This is a genomic window from Streptomyces sp. WM6378 (genome assembly GCF_001279695.1).
In the GTDB taxonomy this organism is placed as follows: Bacteria; Actinomycetota; Actinomycetes; order Streptomycetales; family Streptomycetaceae; genus Streptomyces.
The window spans coordinates 1-15,092 of record NZ_LGDD01000318.1 but is presented as its reverse complement, the minus strand read 5'-3'; the positions used below and the strand labels follow the sequence as shown (position 1 = coordinate 15,092).

Sequence of the window (15,092 nt, the reverse complement as noted above, 5' to 3'; positions counted from 1 at the left end):
AATTTGGACGTCGGGTTATCGCTTCGTTACGGAGTGTGGGAGGCGGGCTCCGGTGACGCCTCGTCCTTCGGGCGCGAGGCGGCCGGCGGCAGCGGGAACGACGGCGAAGCGCTGTCGGAGGGCGGGGGCGTGAGGGGGACCGGGCTCGTCAAGGTGGCCCCGGGCGTGGGTGGCGGCGGCCCGGTGGGGCTCGCGGTCGCGGCGCCCCGCGCGAGCGCGTCGAAGTCGACGAACCCGGTCGCCTCCAGCATCTTGATGTGGTCCAGGACGGTCGTGTTCGCGTCGTCGGCGAGCCCGCGCACCAGCGAGTTGCGGGTGTTGGCCCGGATCTGCGCGACCAGCGCGAACACCTTGCCGTGGGCGGCGCGCAGGAGGTTCGCGAAGTCCCGCTCGTACGTGATGCCGGTGTCCGCCGTCAACTGGCGCAGCCAGCCCTGCTGCTGGGCGTTGGGCTGGTCCGGCAGCTCCATGCCTAGGTCGGCGGCGACCTCGCGGACCCGGGCGTCGAGGAAGGCGTGCCCGTCGACGAGATGCTGCCCGGCCGCCTTGACCGCGGCGCTGGGGTCCCGCTCGATGGCCTGCTGGCCGGCCGGCCCCTCCCAGAGCCCGGCCAGCCGCACCCGGACCACGAAGTCCCGGTCGGCGGCGGACAGCGGGCCCCAGCGGGTCGCCACCGTACCGGCGTTGAGATCGGCGAGCGGCGTGCCGGAGCGGTCGGCGTACGACCAGACGGGGAAGAGCAGCGCGAGCAGGGTCGCGGCAAGCGCGATGACGACGAGCCCGGTACCGGACAACAAGCGACGCATGGATGCCTCCTGGTGCGGTGCCGCACGGTAGTGCGGGTTCCGCTGATCCCGGAGGTGGTTTCGTGAAATAGGTGGCCGGATGGTGTGGGGGTCGTCACGTGGTACGGGAGTTCCGCTCAACTCCCGTACGTACGAGGTACGTTGACCGGTTGCGCGGTGTTGCCCGAGGGTGCGGCGGTGCCGCCCGAGGCGCCCCGGCTCAGGCCGCTCGGGTGAGCGTGCGGAGCAGCCGCGCCGCCCGGCCCGGTGGCCTGGCGCCGGCCCGCTCCTTCCACCAGCGCGCGAGCGCGCGGCGGGCGTTCGCGTCGGCGGGCCGCCCCGCGTCGAGCAGGAAACGGGCGAAGTCGAGGGCGTCCTGGCGGTAACCACCCCGCATGGGACGGGACTTGGCGTACGCCGCGAACGCCTCCCGGTATCCGTCCCCGAGGATCCGCGGCAGCTCGGGCGCCACCTTGGTCACCACATCGGCCCGCTTGGCCGCGAGCGCCCGGGCCTGCACGCCAAGGCGCGGCCCGTCGAACCCGGCGGGCGCGGGCGTGCCCGCGGTGAGCGAGGAGAGCAGGGCCGTCTGGACGAGAGCGAGCCGCTCGCGCGAGCGGCCGATGTCCGCGGGAGCGCTGTGGGTCCTGGGCTCCATGGGGGCGGAGGGCACGCTTGGCGGTTCCGGAGCCCGCAGGGCGGCCCGGATCGCGTCGAGCTCACCGGCCAGCTCCGTCGCCGGCGGAAACGCCTCGTCCCGCTCCAGGAGCACGCCCGGCAAGGCCACCTGCGAGGCCAGTTCGGCGAGGATGTCGAGGACCGGCCGGGACACGGGGTGGGCGTGGGTGTCGTGCCACACCCCGTCGCGCTCGACGCCGCCCGCGACATGGACGTACGCGATCGCCTCCAGGGGCAGCTCGGCGAGGACCTTCGCGGGGTCCTCGCCGCGGTTCACCCGGTTCGTGTGGAGGTTGGCCACGTCGATGAGCAGTCCGACGCCCGTGCGCTCGACGAGCTCCGCCAGGAACTGACCCTCCGTCAACTCCTCGTCGGGCCAGTCGATCAGGGCCGCGATGTTCTCCAGGGCGAGCGGCACGGGCAGTGCGTCCTGCGCGATGCGGACGTTCTCGCACAGGACGCGCAGGGCGTCCCGGGTGCGCGGCACCGGCAGGAGGTGGCCCGCCTCCAGGTGCGGCGAGGCGGTCAGCGCGCCGCCCGCCCGGACGAACGCGATGTGCTCGGTGACGAGCGGGGCGCCGAGCGCCTCGGCCCGGGCCGCCAGATCCGCGAGGCGGCCCGCGTCCGGCGGCTCGGCGCCGCCGAGGCCGAGCGAGACCCCGTGCGGCACGACGGTGACGCCGCGCTCGCGCAGCCGTACCAGCGAGTCGGGGAGGTGGCCGGGGCAGAAGTTCTCCGCGACCGCCTCGACCCAGTCGATGCCGTCGAAACCCTCCACCGCCCGAGCGATCTCAGGCCGCCAGCCGATGCCGATGCCCACATGCTTCATGGACAGGTCATGGCCCGGCGCCCCGTCGGTGAATCCCGCGCGGGGCACGTTCAGAGCTTGATTTGAGGTTGCCGGTCCCTGTGCTCAGCTCGGGGTGGCCAGCGCGTCGAAGTCGACCAGGCCGGTGGCCTCCAGCATCGTCATGTGGTCGAGCACCGTGTTGTTGGCGTCCGTCGCCAGGTCCCGTACGAGCGAGTTGCGGGTGGTCGCGCGGACCTGGGCGACCAGTGCGAACACCTTGCCGTGGGCGGCGCGCAGGAGGTTCGCGAAGTCCCGCTCGTAGGCGATGCCGGTGTCCGCCGTCAGCTGGCGCAGCCACCCCTGCTGCTGGGCGTTGGGCTGGCTCGGCAGCTCGATGCCGAGCTTGGCCGCGACGTCGCGGTCGTGCTGGTCGAGGGCCGCGTGCCCCATGACGAGATGGTCCCCAGCCGCCTTGATCGCCGCGCTCGGCGCCCGCTGCTGCGCCTGCTGCCCGGCCGGCCCCTCCCAGAGCCCGGCGAGCCGCACCTTGGTGACGAACTCCCGGTCGGTCGCGGACAGTGGGCCCCAAGGGGTCGGCGTGGACGAGGAGTTGAGGTTGGCCTGCGGGGTCCCGGCCCGGTCGGCGTACGACCAGACGGGAAAGGCGAGCGCGCCGAGCGTGGCCACGAGCACCGCGATGAGCAGCCCCGTGCCATTGACGCGACGCAGGGCAAAACGACCGGAACGAACTATTCCACGCGACAAGATGCCTCCCGGGACGGCCAGTTGAGAGCGCGAGCGCTACTCGGCGGTACCGGGAGGTACGTATGGGGCGGGTGTTGCGTTCAGGGGAGTGGAAGGGGGAATGCAGCGAGCGGGGCCCCGCCGGAGGCGTGCCTCAGCCCGCTCGCAGGGCCGGGTGGTCCGCGACGACCGTGCACGAGCCGGGGGCGATCTCCGTGAACCCCGCGTCGCGGACCACCGGGAGCCCGCTGAGGGTCAGTTCGCGCCACGCGGCCGGGTTCGCGGTGCGCACCGAGAGGGCGAAGCCCGCCTCGCGCCAGGCCTTGCGGTCCGCGTCCGACAGCTCCCACCAGGCGAGTTGGGCGCCGTGCCCGGCCTGCGCCATGGCCTTGCCGGCGGACATGCCGAGGTCCGGGTTGAGCCAGAGGACCGGCGCGAGCGGGTCGGGGGCGCCGGGATCCGCCGGGTCGTCCAGGTCCGTCCCCGACACCTGGAGCTTGGCCAGCTCCTTGGGCCAGCCGTCCAGCGGGACCGGCGGGAAGACGCGCACCTCCGCCGCCTTCCCGGTCACCGTGATGCCGTCCAGCGCCGAGGCCTTGCGCCACTCCGCGCCGCGGGCCCGCCGCACCACCTTGCGGATCCGGGCGTCCTGCCAGTCGCGCATGACCCGCGCCCACTCGCCCTCGTCGTCGCCCTCGCCCAGGGACCGCTCGTCGGAGAGCATCACGAGCACCGCGCGGGCCGCCGTCTCAAGGGCGTCGGTACGCGCCGGGGGATCGGCCTTCTCGATGCGCACGACGAGCGGCAGCACGAACTGCGGCGCCTCGTCGCGCGGGGATTCGTCGTGGAAGGGGCTGGCGGAAGGGGTGTCCTGAGTGCTCACTCCACCAGTCTGCCAGCCGCCGAACCGGTGATTCTTGGCGGAATGAATCGTTCCGGGACAGGATGCGCGCATGAAGAGCGACCTTTTTGCCAAAGAGAACATGGCCCAGCCGGCGACCGCCGCCGGAATGACGCTGGAGAACGCCAAGTCGATCAAGTACGCCGTCAATGGCGAGATGCTCGCGCGCCAGGGCGCGATGATCGCTTACCGCGGCACCCTCCAGTTCGAGCGCCGCGGCCAGGGCATCGGCGGCATGCTCAAGCGCGCGGTGACCGGCGAGGGCCTGCCCCTGATGGCGGTCAGCGGCCAGGGCGAGGCCTGGTTCGCGCACGAGGCGCAGAACTGCTTCATCGTCGACATCGAGCAGGGCGACGCCCTCACGATCAACGGTCGCAACGTGCTGTGCTTCGACTCCTCGCTCAGTTACGAGATCAAGACGGTCAAGGGCTCCGGCATCGCCGGCGGCGGCCTCTTCAACAGCGTCTTCAGCGGCTACGGCCGCCTCGGCCTGGTCTGCGAGGGCAACCCGCTGGTCATCCCGGTCTCCCCGCAGCTGCCGGTGTACGTCGACACCGACGCGGTGGTCGGCTGGAGCGCGAACCTCCAGACCTCCCTGCACCGTTCGCAGTCCATCGGCTCGATGCTGCGCGGCGGCTCCGGCGAGGCCGTCCAGCTGATGCTCCAGGGCGAGGGTTACGTCATCGTCCGGCCGAGCGAGGCGACGCCGCAGAAGGCGCAGCAGCACTGAGCACCGCACGCGCACTGCGAGGTGTGGGCCGCCGGTACTCCATCGGCGGCCCCTGGGTCCTGCGCGGCATCGACCTGGACCTGCCCGCAGGCGCCCTGGTCCGGGTCGAAGGCGTCAACGGCACGGGAAAATCAACCCTGTTGAGGCTCCTCGCCGGCATCGACGCGCCGACCGAGGGCCGCGTCACCGGCCGCCCGCGCACCGCGTACGTACCCGAACGCTTCCCGGCGGCCCTGCCGTTCACGGCCGTCGGCTATCTGACGCACCTCGGTCGCATCCACGGCCTGCCGCGCCGGACGGCGGGGGAGCGGGCGGCGCGGTGGCTTGAGCGGTTCGGCGCGGCCGCGCACGCGGGCACCCCGCTCGCCGAACTCTCCAAGGGCACCAGCCAGAAGGTCGCCGTGGCCCAAGCCCTGCTCGCCGACCCCGAACTGCTCGTCCTGGACGAGGCATGGACCGGCCTCGACACCGAGGCCCGCGCCGAACTCGACGGCGCGGTGCACGAACGCGTGGCGGCGGGCGCGACGGTCGTCTTCGTCGACCACGACCCGAAGCGGCTGTCCGGCGAGGAGGACGCGCGGTACGCGGTGACGGGCGCGGCCCTCACACCCGTGCCGCTGAACAGCGTGGGCCGGAGCCATGTGAGTGGAGGCCATGTGGGTCGCAACCATGTGGGCCCGACGCTCCTCATCGACGTGGTCGGAACCGCCCCGCTCCCGGCCCAACTGCCCGGTGCTCCCGAGGAGTTGGTGGCCCCCGACGGATCCCGCACCCTGCGGGTGGCCGCCGCCCACTCCGACGACCTGCTGCGCGCCCTGCTCGCGGCCCGTCCGCCCTGGCACATCCAAGGAGTGCGCAGCCAGTGATCCCGCTCGTCCGCTACCAGAGCGCGCTGCTCCTGCGTTCCCAGCGCTGGCTGGGTCCGGTCCTGGTGTACGCCGCCTTCATGGGCATCGGGGTGCAGGCAGGAGAGCCGGTGCTCGACTCCATGGGGTACGCGGCCGCCGGGCTGCTGCCGGTCGCGGCCTGGCTCGTGCGGATCTGCGTCACCCAGGAGCCGGAGGCGGCCCGCACCTGCGCCGCCGCGGCGGCCGGCCCGGCCCGGGTGCACCTCGCGTCCCTGCTGGCGGCGACGGGCTCGGCGACCCTGCTCGGTCTGGTCGGCACGGCGTACGTTGCCGCCGTGAGCGATCCCGCGAGCGGGGACCACAAGGTCGCGGTGCCGCTGGGTGCCGCGACGGCGGCGGGACTGCTGGCCGCCGCGGTCTGCGTGCTGACCGGCGCGGTGGTCGGCGCCCTGGGCAGCCGTCCGTTGTTGCACGGCAGGGGCTGGTCCCTCTCGCTCACCGCACTGGCCGCGCTGCTCGCCCTGGTGCTCGCGCCCTCACCCGCGCGGTACGCGGTGTTCGGCCTGGTCAGCGGCTCGCGGACCGGAGCCGTACACCTGGCGGTGCTGCCGCTGGCCGCCGCGATCGTGCTCGCTGGGGCGGCAGCGGCCGGGGTCTGCGCGCTCAGCTCGCGACGCCGCTGAGCCCGCCCCCGTACCCGATTAGGCTCGACGGCATGGACGAGACGCGCGACGACACGACGTACTGCGAAGGCGCGCCCGTGAAGGCCGCCGCACCCGCTCCGGTGGACGGTGGCCCCTTCGCCGAGTGCGTGCTGTGCCGCAGGCCGACCGAGTACCCGGAGTCGACCAAGGGCAGCACGCTGTGCCCGGTCTGCGAGTGGCAGGAGGCCCAGCGCATGGCCTGCTCCGGCTGACCGGCGGCTCGGTGCCGCGAGGTTCTCAGTGCTGTGCGGCGCTTCGGATCAGGTCGGAGACCTTCACGAAGCGGTAGCCGCGCTTGCGCAGCTCCGGCACGATGCGCTGGAGGGCCGCGTCGGTGACCGGCGCCGCGCTGCGCGTGCAGTGCATGACCACCAGCGAGCCCGGCTGGACCCCGGCCAGGACCTGTTCGGCCACCGCGTTCGCGTCCTTGGCGAAGGCGTCCCCGCTCACCACGTCCCACTGGACGGCGGTCATCTTCAGCGGGGCGAGCGTGCGCAGCACCTCGTCGTCGTAGCAGCCGCCGGGGAAGCGGAAGTACGGCACGGCGTTCTGCACCCCGGCCTTCTTGAACTGGGCCGTCGCCTTCTCCACGTCGGCTCGCGTGCGGTCCTTCGGGACGACGGGAAGCCCGTAGCAGTCGGCCTTGAACGCGTAGTGGCTGTAGGAGTGGTTGCCGATCTCGAAGTTGGGGTCGGTCCCGATGGCGCGGGCCTCGGCCGGGTACTCCTTGGCCCACCGCCCGGTCATGAACACCGTGGCCGGCACCTTCATGCGCTTCAGATCGGCGATCAGCGCGGGGTTGTCGAAGTGCTCGCCGCCCGCCGCGCGCGGCCCCTGGTCGGCCGTCATGTCGGCGTCGAAGGTCAGCGCGACGACCTTCTCGCCCCGGGGGTTCTTGGGCGCACGGTCGAAGACCGGGGTGATCCCGCCGGGGCCGGGCGCCATGGTGGGAGCGCTCACGGTCCCGGGGGCGGCCGCGGGCGCCGGGGCGGAGGGAGCGGACTTGTCCTTGCGCGGGGCCGTGGCGGGATCGGAGCCGCAGCCTGCGAGCGAGGCACCGAGCAGGGCAATCGCGAGCAGTTTTCGTGCAGTAATGGTCATAAACGGAACGTATCCGATCGTATCGGCGTATTTGTTTGCGCCGCTCCCGCCGCCCCGGAGATTCCGGCCAATGCCGCACAGCGGGAGTCCGGGCACCGCCGGGAATCCCGGCCCCCAGCCTCGCAACGCGACCGATCCGCCCCGGCGGACTACGCTCGTTGCATACGGATCACACGCCCGAACCGGCCCCTCCGGGGGCAAGGCGCGGTTCAAGGCCCCAGGGAGGCGACGTGTCCGGATTCCGTACGGCCACCTGCTCGGCGGCACTCTGCTCGGCCGCTCTCTGCTCGGCCGCTCTCCTCTCCCTCGCGGGCGCGGCCGTCGCCCACGCGGACGACACCGGCTCGCTCACCGCCCAGCAGATCTCCCAGCGCTCCCACGAAGCCCTGCTCGGCGCGAAATCCCTGCACGTCATGGCCACGGGCGACCTGGCCACGCCCGGCTCCCCGACCTCGTTCGACCTCACGCTCGACCGGTCCGGGAACTGCCGCGGTTCGGTGAGCCTCGGCCCGCAGGGCTCGGTCGAGATAGTGAAGCGGGGCGCGGACGTCTGGATGAAGCCGGACGCCGCGTTCTGGAAGAACGAGGTCCCGGGCGGCGGCAGCGCGCTGGCCTCGCTCGTCGGCAACCGGTACCTCAAGGGCACCACCAACGACCCGGTCCTTCGGGACACGACCGGCGTGTGCGACCTCGACACCTTCCAGAAGTACCTCGACACCTCCGCCAAGATGCCGGCCACCGGCCTCACCAAGGGCAGGCCGACCACGGTCGACGGCATCGCGGTCATCCCCGTCACGGCCACCGAGCAGGGCCGCACCTACACGCTCGACGTCGCGGCGACCGGCAAGTCCTACCCGGTGCGGATCACCGTCGCCAAGGGCAGCGCGGCGCCCGACGCGACCGTGCGGTTCGACGGCTTCGACCGGCCGGTGCCGACCGCCACCCCGCCCGCCGCCGAGACGGTCGACATCTCGGGCCTGATGAGCGGCACGTCCTGAACCCCGACGAGACGTTCACCCGTCCGGGCGGTTTCCTTGAGCTCGTCCCTCCCCCAGGCCCGATGAAGTCGCCCCCTCGGGCCCGGTCCGTTCCCTCGACCGCGAGAGGCGAGGGAACGGCGTCCGGCATGACCGCCGGCGGCAGCCTCAGGCCAGCTCGGCGGTGAGCGTGATGGTGGTCCCCGAAAGGGCCTGGCTCACCGGGCAGTTCTTCTTGGCGTCCTCGGCGGCCGCCTGGAAGGCGTCCGCGTCGAGGCCGGGGACCTCGCCGCGCACGGTCAGGTGGATGCCGGTGATGCCCTCGCCGGGCTGGAAGGTGACGTCGGCCTTGGTCTCCAGGCGGGTGGGCGGGGTGCCCGCGCCCGTCAGACCGTGCGAAAGCGCCATCGAGAAGCAGCTGGAGTGGGCGCCCGCGATGAGCTCCTCCGGGCTGGTCTTGCCGTTGGCCTGCTCGGCGCGGGACGGCCAGGAGACGGCCTGGGACGCGATGCCCGAGGAGTCGAACGTGACGGTGCCGGAGCCCTTGATGAGCTCGCCTTCCCAGACCGTGTGCGCCGTGCGCGTGGTGGCCATGGTGATTCCCTTCTGTGGCCGAGGGAGCCACGGACGGATGCAGCTTCGGCCCCCTCGGCCCCAAACCTACTGCGCCACAAGGCCCTTCGCGTCGCGGGCGAGCGCGGTCAGGCGGGAGATCGCCCGGAAGTACTTCTTGCGGTAGCCGCCGTTCAGCATCTCGTCACTGAACAGCCGGTCGAAGGGCACGCCCGAGGCGAGCACCGGCACCTCGCGGTCGTACAACCGGTCGGCGAGCACCACGAGCCGCAGCGCGGTCGACTGGTCGGGCACCGGGCGCACATCGGTCAGGCAGACCGCGCGCACCCCGTCCGTCAGCGCGCCGTACCGGCTGGGGTGGACGCGCGAGAGGTGGTCGAGCAACTGCGGGAAGTCGTCGAGCGCCGCGCCCTCGGTGGCGTACGCCGCCTTGGTGACCTGCTCGTCGGAGTACGGGGCCGGAGCCTCGGGCAGCCCCCGGTGACGGTAGTCCTCGCCGTCGATCCTGAGCGGGCGGAAGTGCGCCGAGAGGCCCTGGATCTCGCGCAGGAAGTCGACCGCCGCGAACCGCCCCTCGCCGAGCTTGCCGGGCAGCGTGTTGGAGGTCGCGGCGAGCGCCACGCCGTTTTCGACGAGCTTGCGGAGCAGCGAGGACACGAGCACGGTGTCGCCCGGGTCGTCGAGCTCGAACTCGTCGATGCAGAGCAGCCGGTGGCCGCTCAGCGTCTGCACGGTCTGCTGGAAGCCGAGGGCGCCCACCAGGTTCGTCAGCTCGACGAAGGTGCCGAACGCCTTGAGCGCGGGCTCGGCCGGAGTGGCGTGCCACAGCGAGGCGAGCAGATGGGTCTTGCCGACGCCGTAACCGCCGTCGAGGTACACCCCGCGCGGCCCCGTCGCGACGGCCGGCTTCTTCGCGAACCACCGGCGCCTGGCACCGACGGCATGCGCTCCGCCGAGCCCCGCGGCGAAGGAGGAGAGGACGGTGACCGCCTCGCTCTGGCTCGGCTGGTTCGGGTCCGGTACGTACGTCTCGAAGCGGACCGAGTCGAACCGCGGCGGCGGCACCATCTCGGCGACCAGACGATCGGCGGGGACATGCGGCGCGCGGGCGCAGAGCGACACCGGGGCCGCTTCGGTTATGGGGCTGGTCGACACAGTTCCTAACTGTAAGGGCCGTGCCAGACTGCACGGCATGCGACAACTGTTCCCTGTGACCGACCAGACACCGGGCGCCGAGGGCGCCGAGCAGGCAGAAAGCGCAGAGTGGTCGCTCGACCGGCTGGCCGACGCCTACGCCTATCCCCGTACGGACGGCCCCTGGCTGCGGGCCAACATGGTGTCCTCGCTGGACGGCGCGGGCCAGCACGAAGGCCGCTCCCAGCCGCTGTCCTCGGACACCGACATGCGGATCTTCGGCACCCTGCGGGCCCTCGCGGACGCGGTGGTGGTGGGTGCGGAAACGGTACGCCTGGAGGGGTACCGGCCGGCCCGGGCGCGGGCCGGGTTCGCCGAGCGCCGCAAGGCGGCCGGGCAGGGCCCCGCCCCCGTGATCGCCGTCGTCACCGCCAGCCTCGACCTCGACTTCTCCCTCCCCCTCTTCACCTCGCCCCTTGTCCCGACCCTGATCCTGACCGGGGCGGCCGCCGACCCCGACCGGGTCCGGACGGCCGAGCGGGCGGGCGCCGAGGTGGTGGTCGCGGGCGACGGCCCCGGCGTCGAGCCCGAATGGGCGGTGCGGGCCCTTGCCGACCGGGGCCTGCTGCGGCTCCTCACCGAGGGCGGGCCGCGGCTGCTCGGCCAGTTCGTGGCCGCCGGGGTGCTCGACGAGCTGTGCCTGACGGTGTCCCCGACACTGACCGCGGGCGACGCGCAGCGCATCGCCGGCGGACCCGCGGTGAAGGTTCCCCAGCGGTTCGCGCCGACGTCCGTCCTGGAGGACGCCGGGTTCCTCTACACGCGTTACCGTCGGATCTGACAATCGGCGGAATTTGCCGTTCCGGTTAGCTCACGCTGGGCACACTTACTCACGCAGACCCCGTGCGGGCACGGGGAAGGATGGTTTCCGCAGGGGCCGTACCCGCCACTTCGTGGTGGCGGCGGCCATGGAGAGAACAGAAGGGCGCCTGTCGTGTTCACGAGCGTATTGATGATCGAGAAGCCCCTGACCTCCGTCGACGTGGAATTCGTCACCACTCTGCACGGGGACGAGCCGACTTCCTTCGTCGTGCTCATGCAGCCCAGGGGCGACCAGGACCGGCTGCTGCGCGCGATCGACGACGTGGCGCTCGGCGAACTCGACGAAGCCGTTCACGAAGGTGAGGAACCGGAGGGCCCGGCCGCGCAGGGCCCCGCCGAACTGGCGCTCCAGCACTCGGTGCAGTCGCTGCGGGACGCCGGCAGTACGGCCGTGGGCCACATCGTCGACGACCACCCCCTGGACAAGCTGAAGGGCGTGGTCGACGAGGTGAACGCCGACGAGGTGATCGTCCTGACCGCCCCGCACTACGTGGAGGAGTTCTTCCATCGGGACTGGGCATCGAGGGCCCGCCACAAGGTCGGCGTCCCCGTCCTGAAGCTCTTCGCCCACAGCGAGTAGCCCCGCACGCCCCGTCCGGAGCCGTGTCGCGGCCGGAGCCCCCGCAGGAATTAGGGTGGGGGCTCCTTCTGTACGTCGCACCCCGGGAGAGAACCGCATGGCATCCGCCATTCCCACCGCCATGGAACGGCCGCACTTCATCGGCATCGGCGGTGCCGGCATGTCGGGCATCGCGAAGATCCTGGCCCAGCGCGGCGCCGAGGTCGCGGGCAGCGACGCGAAGGAGTCCGCCACTGCAGAGGCGCTCCGGGCGCTCGGCGCCACCGTGCACATCGGCCACGCGGCCAAGCACCTCGCTGACGACGCCACCTGCGTGGTCGTCTCCAGCGCCATCCGCGCCGACAACCCCGAGCTGGCCCGCGCCGCCGAGCTGTCCGTGCCCGTCGTGCACCGCTCCGACGCGCTCGCCTCGCTCATGGGCGGCCTGCGCGCCATCGCCGTGGCCGGCACCCACGGCAAGACGACCACCACCTCGATGCTGGCCGTCGCCCTGACCGAGCTGGGCCTGGACCCCTCGTACGCCATCGGCGGCGACCTCGAAGGGCCCGGCACCAACGCTCGGCACGGCGAGGGCGACATCTTCGTGGCCGAGGCCGACGAGAGCGACCGCAGCTTCCAGAAGTACGACCCCGAGGTCGCCATCGTCCTCAACGTCGAGCTCGACCACCACGCCAACTACGCCTCGATGGACGAGATCTACGACTCCTTCGAGACCTTCGTCGGCAAGGTCAGGCCCGGCGGCACCCTGGTGATCGCCGCCGACCAGCCCGGCGCGGTGGAGCTCACCCAGCGCGTCCGCGACCTGTCCTCGCTGAAGGTCGTCACGTACGGCGAGTCGGAGACGGCGGACGTACGCGTCCACAAGGTCACCCCGCGCGGCCTCACCTCCGAGGTGACCGTCCTCCTGAACGGCAAGTTCCTGACCTTCACCGTCTCGGTCCCCGGCCGCCACTACGCGCACAACGCGGTCGCCGCGCTCGCCGCCGGCGTCGCGCTCGGCATCCCGGCGCACAACCTGGCCTCCGCGCTCGGCAAGTACACCGGCGTCAAGCGCCGCCTCCAGCTCAAGGGCGAGGCCAAGGGCGTCCAGGTCATCGACTCGTACGCGCACCACCCCACCGAGATGACCGCGGACCTGGAGGCAATGCGGGGCGCGGCAGCCGACTCCCGCCTCCTGGTCGTCTTCCAGCCCCACCTGTTCTCGCGCACCCAGGAGCTCGGCAAGGAGATGGGCGAGGCCCTGGCGCTGGCCGACCTCTCCGTCGTCCTCGACATCTACCCGGCCCGCGAGGACCCGGTCCCCGGCGTCACCAGCGCGCTGATCATCGACGCGGCCAAGGCGGCCGGCGCCACGGTCACCGCCGTCCACGACAAGTCGGCCGTCCCCGACGTCGTCGCGGGAATGGCAGCCCCCGGCGATCTCGTTCTCACCATGGGCGCGGGCGACGTGACGGACCTCGGCCCGGCCATCCTGGCCCGCCTGTCGAACTGATCCGACCGAGGAGCACCCCATGTCGTACGACGTCGAGAAGCCGGACCAGCAGTGGCGCGCGGAGCTGACGCCCGCCGAGTACCAGGTGCTGCGCCAGGCCGGCACGGAGCCCGCCTTCGTCGGTGAGTACACCGACACCAAGACGGAGGGCGTGTACTCCTGCCGCGCCTGCGGGGCCGAGCTCTTCACCTCCGGCGAGAAGTTCGAGTCGCACTGCGGCTGGCCGAGCTTCTTCGACCCGAAGGACACCGACGCGGTCGAACTGATCGAGGACCGCACGCACGGAATGGTCCGCACCGAGGTCCGCTGCGCCCGCTGCGGCTCCCACCTGGGCCACGTCTTCGAGGGCGAGGGCTACCCGACCCCGACGGACCAGCGGTACTGCATCAACAGCATCTCGCTGCGGCTGACCGAGAAGTAGGGCAGAAACCCGGAAGGGGCCGGGACGGACACCGAGTCCGTCCCGGCCCCTTCGCCTTCCTCTGCTGGTTCCTCTACCGGCTCACTTTGATGGTGCCCCGGCAGATTTCGAGGAGCTTCATCGCGATGGCGCCGCCCGGTCGCCCGAACCGGTCGGCGTACCGCTTGATGATCACGTTCTCGCGGCTGAACTCGGTACGCCGCCCGCCCGCCGCGATCCGGACCTCCTGAACGGCCTCGGACAGTTCGCGGCGGCGCTCCAGGAGGGCGAGGATCTCGGCGTCGAGCACGTCGATGGAGCTTCTGAGGTCCGCGATGGCGGCTTCCGTGGTGGCCTTGTCGCTGGTCGGCAGTGTCTGCAGGGTCATGGTGCTCTCCTCGTGGGGCAGGGCAGTTGACGTGCGGGACGGCCGGCCTGATGCGGATGCCGGTACGGGAAGGTCAGCCATGGAAGGCGCCGGGCAACGGGTCGTTTTCCATGCCTCAACGCCTATCAAGTGATGGCGTGCTGGTCGGATGAACTCGCCGGATGAAACAGGACAGTTCAGCACCAGAACCCCTGCGTCAGGAGGTCCTCCTGAGGCGGCGGGGCCCGGCGGTGGCGACGCTCAGGCGTGCTCGTGGAGGCGGACTTCGAGGTGGCCGCCGTGTCCTTCCTCGGGTACGGAGATGGCCGCGGCCCAGGTGCTGGGCACGGCGAGGTCGGTCACGGCCCAGGACTCGGGAGTGCCGGGCACCCCGGCGGCCACGACGGCCGGGCCGGAGCTCTCCGGCCGGGTCTCGACGGAGGTCAGGTCGGTGGTGATCCCGACGCCGACCGCCTTGAGCACGGCTTCCTTACGCGTCCAGCAGCGCAGGAAGGCCTGAGTGCGGGCATCCCCTTCGGGGGTGCCGAGCACGACGTGGCGCTCGGACGCGGTCAGCGTGGACGGCGCGAGCTCCTCGATCGGGAATTCACGTACGACTTCCACGTCCACCCCCACCGGGACGCGGGCCACGGCGAGCATGCCGCAGCCGTCGGTGTGCGAAATGCTGATCCACAGAGGGGACTGAGGGTGCAGCACGGCGGGCGGCCCGTGCAGCGGATCACCGCACCCCGGGCATGGCCTGCGGCCGAGGCCTATCTCTGCGGGCGGCACATCGAGGAGCTCCGAGAGGATCCGCCGGCTCGCGGCACGTCCGGCGACGTAACCCACCTTCGCGCCCACGTGCACGAACCGCGCGGCGCGGTCGCGCTCGTCCTTGCTGAGCAGGGCCAGGTCGGCCGGATCTATGGGGCCGTCTCCGGTACGCCACCACCAGGCGTGCGCGACGGCGGTGTCGGGTTCGAGGATCAAGGTCACGGAGGAACGCTACCGCCCCTGGACGGCGCCGGGTTGACGCCCAAGTTGACGCGGGACCGGCAGAGCCGTAAGGTCCTTCGAGTTGCCACGGAGCCGGAACGGTTCTGCAGCAACCGTCCGCCGCAGATTCTGCGGCACCCAACTCAGCACGATCTCCCGCCCGGGGTGAATTCGGCATGCCGAATTCTATTTCCGGTCGGACCGGAAGACTCGATTATGAATCGGCCGGGGAAATCCGCTAGAGTTCGGGACGTCGGAACGGCCCAACAGCCGGAAAGACAAACCCCGCCCCGACGGGGAATCGGACACGGAAGAGTCTGATAGAGTCGGGAACACGAAATACCGAAGGGAAGCGCCCGGAGGAAAGCCCGAGAGGGTGAGTACGAAGGAAGCGTCCGTTCCTTGAGAAC

Annotated in this window: 17 protein-coding genes and 1 pseudogene; 9 read left to right on the top strand and 9 right to left on the bottom strand. The window is 71.9% G+C overall.

What is annotated here, in order from left to right:
- Positions 1-26 precede the first annotated feature (26 nt).
- From ADK54_RS32790 to ADK54_RS32775, 4 genes and pseudogenes are all read right to left on the bottom strand, one after another.
- Positions 27-806 carry a DUF4142 domain-containing protein gene (locus ADK54_RS32790; protein ID WP_053729427.1) on the bottom strand — a complete coding sequence of 260 codons (780 nt, stop codon included), beginning with the start codon at positions 804-806 and terminating at the stop codon, positions 27-29.
- Between the two features lie 199 nt (positions 807-1,005).
- Positions 1,006-2,292, bottom strand: coding sequence for a DUF692 domain-containing protein (locus tag ADK54_RS32785; RefSeq protein WP_053729426.1), 1,287 nt, complete (start codon positions 2,290-2,292; stop codon positions 1,006-1,008).
- Positions 2,293-2,388: 96 nt separating this feature from the next.
- Positions 2,389-2,982 (bottom strand): annotated as a pseudogene (locus ADK54_RS32780) (DUF4142 domain-containing protein); the annotation flags it as partial.
- A gap of 169 nt (positions 2,983-3,151) precedes the next feature.
- Positions 3,152-3,880, bottom strand: a complete 729-nt coding sequence (locus ADK54_RS32775) for a peptidyl-tRNA hydrolase (protein ID WP_053729425.1) — start codon at positions 3,878-3,880, stop codon at positions 3,152-3,154.
- Positions 3,881-3,950: 70 nt separating this feature from the next.
- Here ADK54_RS32775 and ADK54_RS32770 point away from each other — a divergent pair, with 70 nt between their 5' ends.
- The 4 genes from ADK54_RS32770 to ADK54_RS32755 are packed head-to-tail and all read left to right on the top strand — an operon-like array spanning position 3,951 to position 6,392.
- Positions 3,951-4,628 (top strand): AIM24 family protein, encoded by a 678-nt coding sequence (locus ADK54_RS32770; protein WP_053729424.1) that lies wholly within the window; start codon positions 3,951-3,953, stop codon positions 4,626-4,628.
- Between the two features lie 14 nt (positions 4,629-4,642).
- Complete coding sequence (locus tag ADK54_RS46930; protein ID WP_234392292.1) at positions 4,643-5,494, top strand: ATP-binding cassette domain-containing protein; 852 nt, start codon at positions 4,643-4,645, stop codon at positions 5,492-5,494.
- Complete coding sequence (locus tag ADK54_RS46925) at positions 5,491-6,159, top strand: hypothetical protein (RefSeq protein ID WP_053729423.1); 669 nt, start codon at positions 5,491-5,493, stop codon at positions 6,157-6,159. The genes ADK54_RS46930 and ADK54_RS46925 overlap by 4 nt, the downstream gene beginning before the upstream one ends.
- Positions 6,160-6,191: 32 nt before the next feature.
- On the top strand, positions 6,192-6,392 hold the full coding sequence (locus ADK54_RS32755; RefSeq protein WP_053729422.1) for a hypothetical protein: 201 nt from the start codon (positions 6,192-6,194) through the stop codon (positions 6,390-6,392).
- Positions 6,393-6,417: 25 nt separating this feature from the next.
- Here ADK54_RS32755 and ADK54_RS32750 read toward each other — a convergent pair whose 3' ends face one another.
- Positions 6,418-7,281 carry a polysaccharide deacetylase family protein gene (locus ADK54_RS32750; protein ID WP_078966804.1) on the bottom strand — a complete coding sequence of 288 codons (864 nt, stop codon included), beginning with the start codon at positions 7,279-7,281 and terminating at the stop codon, positions 6,418-6,420.
- A gap of 230 nt (positions 7,282-7,511) precedes the next feature.
- Here ADK54_RS32750 and ADK54_RS32745 point away from each other — a divergent pair, with 230 nt between their 5' ends.
- Entirely contained in the window at positions 7,512-8,279 is a 768-nt protein-coding gene (locus ADK54_RS32745) for a hypothetical protein (protein WP_053729420.1), read from the top strand.
- Between the two features lie 147 nt (positions 8,280-8,426).
- Here ADK54_RS32745 and ADK54_RS32740 read toward each other — a convergent pair whose 3' ends face one another.
- Both ADK54_RS32740 and zapE read right to left on the bottom strand, forming a co-directional pair.
- Positions 8,427-8,852 (bottom strand): OsmC family protein, encoded by a 426-nt coding sequence (locus ADK54_RS32740; RefSeq protein WP_053729419.1) that lies wholly within the window; start codon positions 8,850-8,852, stop codon positions 8,427-8,429.
- Positions 8,853-8,918: 66 nt separating this feature from the next.
- Positions 8,919-10,025, bottom strand: a complete 1,107-nt coding sequence (zapE, locus tag ADK54_RS32735; RefSeq protein ID WP_053729418.1) for a cell division protein ZapE — start codon at positions 10,023-10,025, stop codon at positions 8,919-8,921.
- Between zapE and ADK54_RS32730 the strand changes: the two genes are divergently transcribed.
- The 4 genes from ADK54_RS32730 to msrB all read left to right on the top strand — a co-directional run bounded on the left by ADK54_RS32730 (position 10,024) and on the right by msrB (position 13,340).
- The gene (locus ADK54_RS32730) at positions 10,024-10,806 is read left to right on the top strand and encodes a pyrimidine reductase family protein (RefSeq protein WP_199827078.1); all 783 of its coding nucleotides are present in this window, start codon (positions 10,024-10,026) and stop codon (positions 10,804-10,806) included. The two genes, zapE and ADK54_RS32730, sit on opposite strands and share 2 nt — an antisense overlap.
- A 153-nt stretch (positions 10,807-10,959) precedes the next feature.
- Positions 10,960-11,427 (top strand): indole-3-glycerol phosphate synthase, encoded by a 468-nt coding sequence (locus ADK54_RS32725; RefSeq protein ID WP_078966803.1) that lies wholly within the window; start codon positions 10,960-10,962, stop codon positions 11,425-11,427.
- A gap of 97 nt (positions 11,428-11,524) precedes the next feature.
- On the top strand, positions 11,525-12,919 hold the full coding sequence (gene murC / locus ADK54_RS32720; protein ID WP_053729415.1) for a UDP-N-acetylmuramate--L-alanine ligase: 1,395 nt from the start codon (positions 11,525-11,527) through the stop codon (positions 12,917-12,919).
- Positions 12,920-12,938: 19 nt separating this feature from the next.
- Positions 12,939-13,340, top strand: a complete 402-nt coding sequence (gene msrB / locus ADK54_RS32715) for a peptide-methionine (R)-S-oxide reductase MsrB (RefSeq protein ID WP_053729414.1) — start codon at positions 12,939-12,941, stop codon at positions 13,338-13,340.
- A 73-nt stretch (positions 13,341-13,413) separates the two neighbouring features.
- Here the strand turns inward: msrB and ADK54_RS32710 are convergent, their stop codons facing one another.
- Entirely contained in the window at positions 13,414-13,788 is a 375-nt protein-coding gene (locus ADK54_RS32710; RefSeq protein WP_078966802.1) for a chorismate mutase, read from the bottom strand.
- Positions 13,789-13,947: 159 nt separating this feature from the next.
- Positions 13,948-14,682, bottom strand: a complete 735-nt coding sequence (locus ADK54_RS32705; protein ID WP_234392291.1) for a 4'-phosphopantetheinyl transferase family protein — start codon at positions 14,680-14,682, stop codon at positions 13,948-13,950.
- Positions 14,683-15,092: the final 410 nt, after the last annotated feature.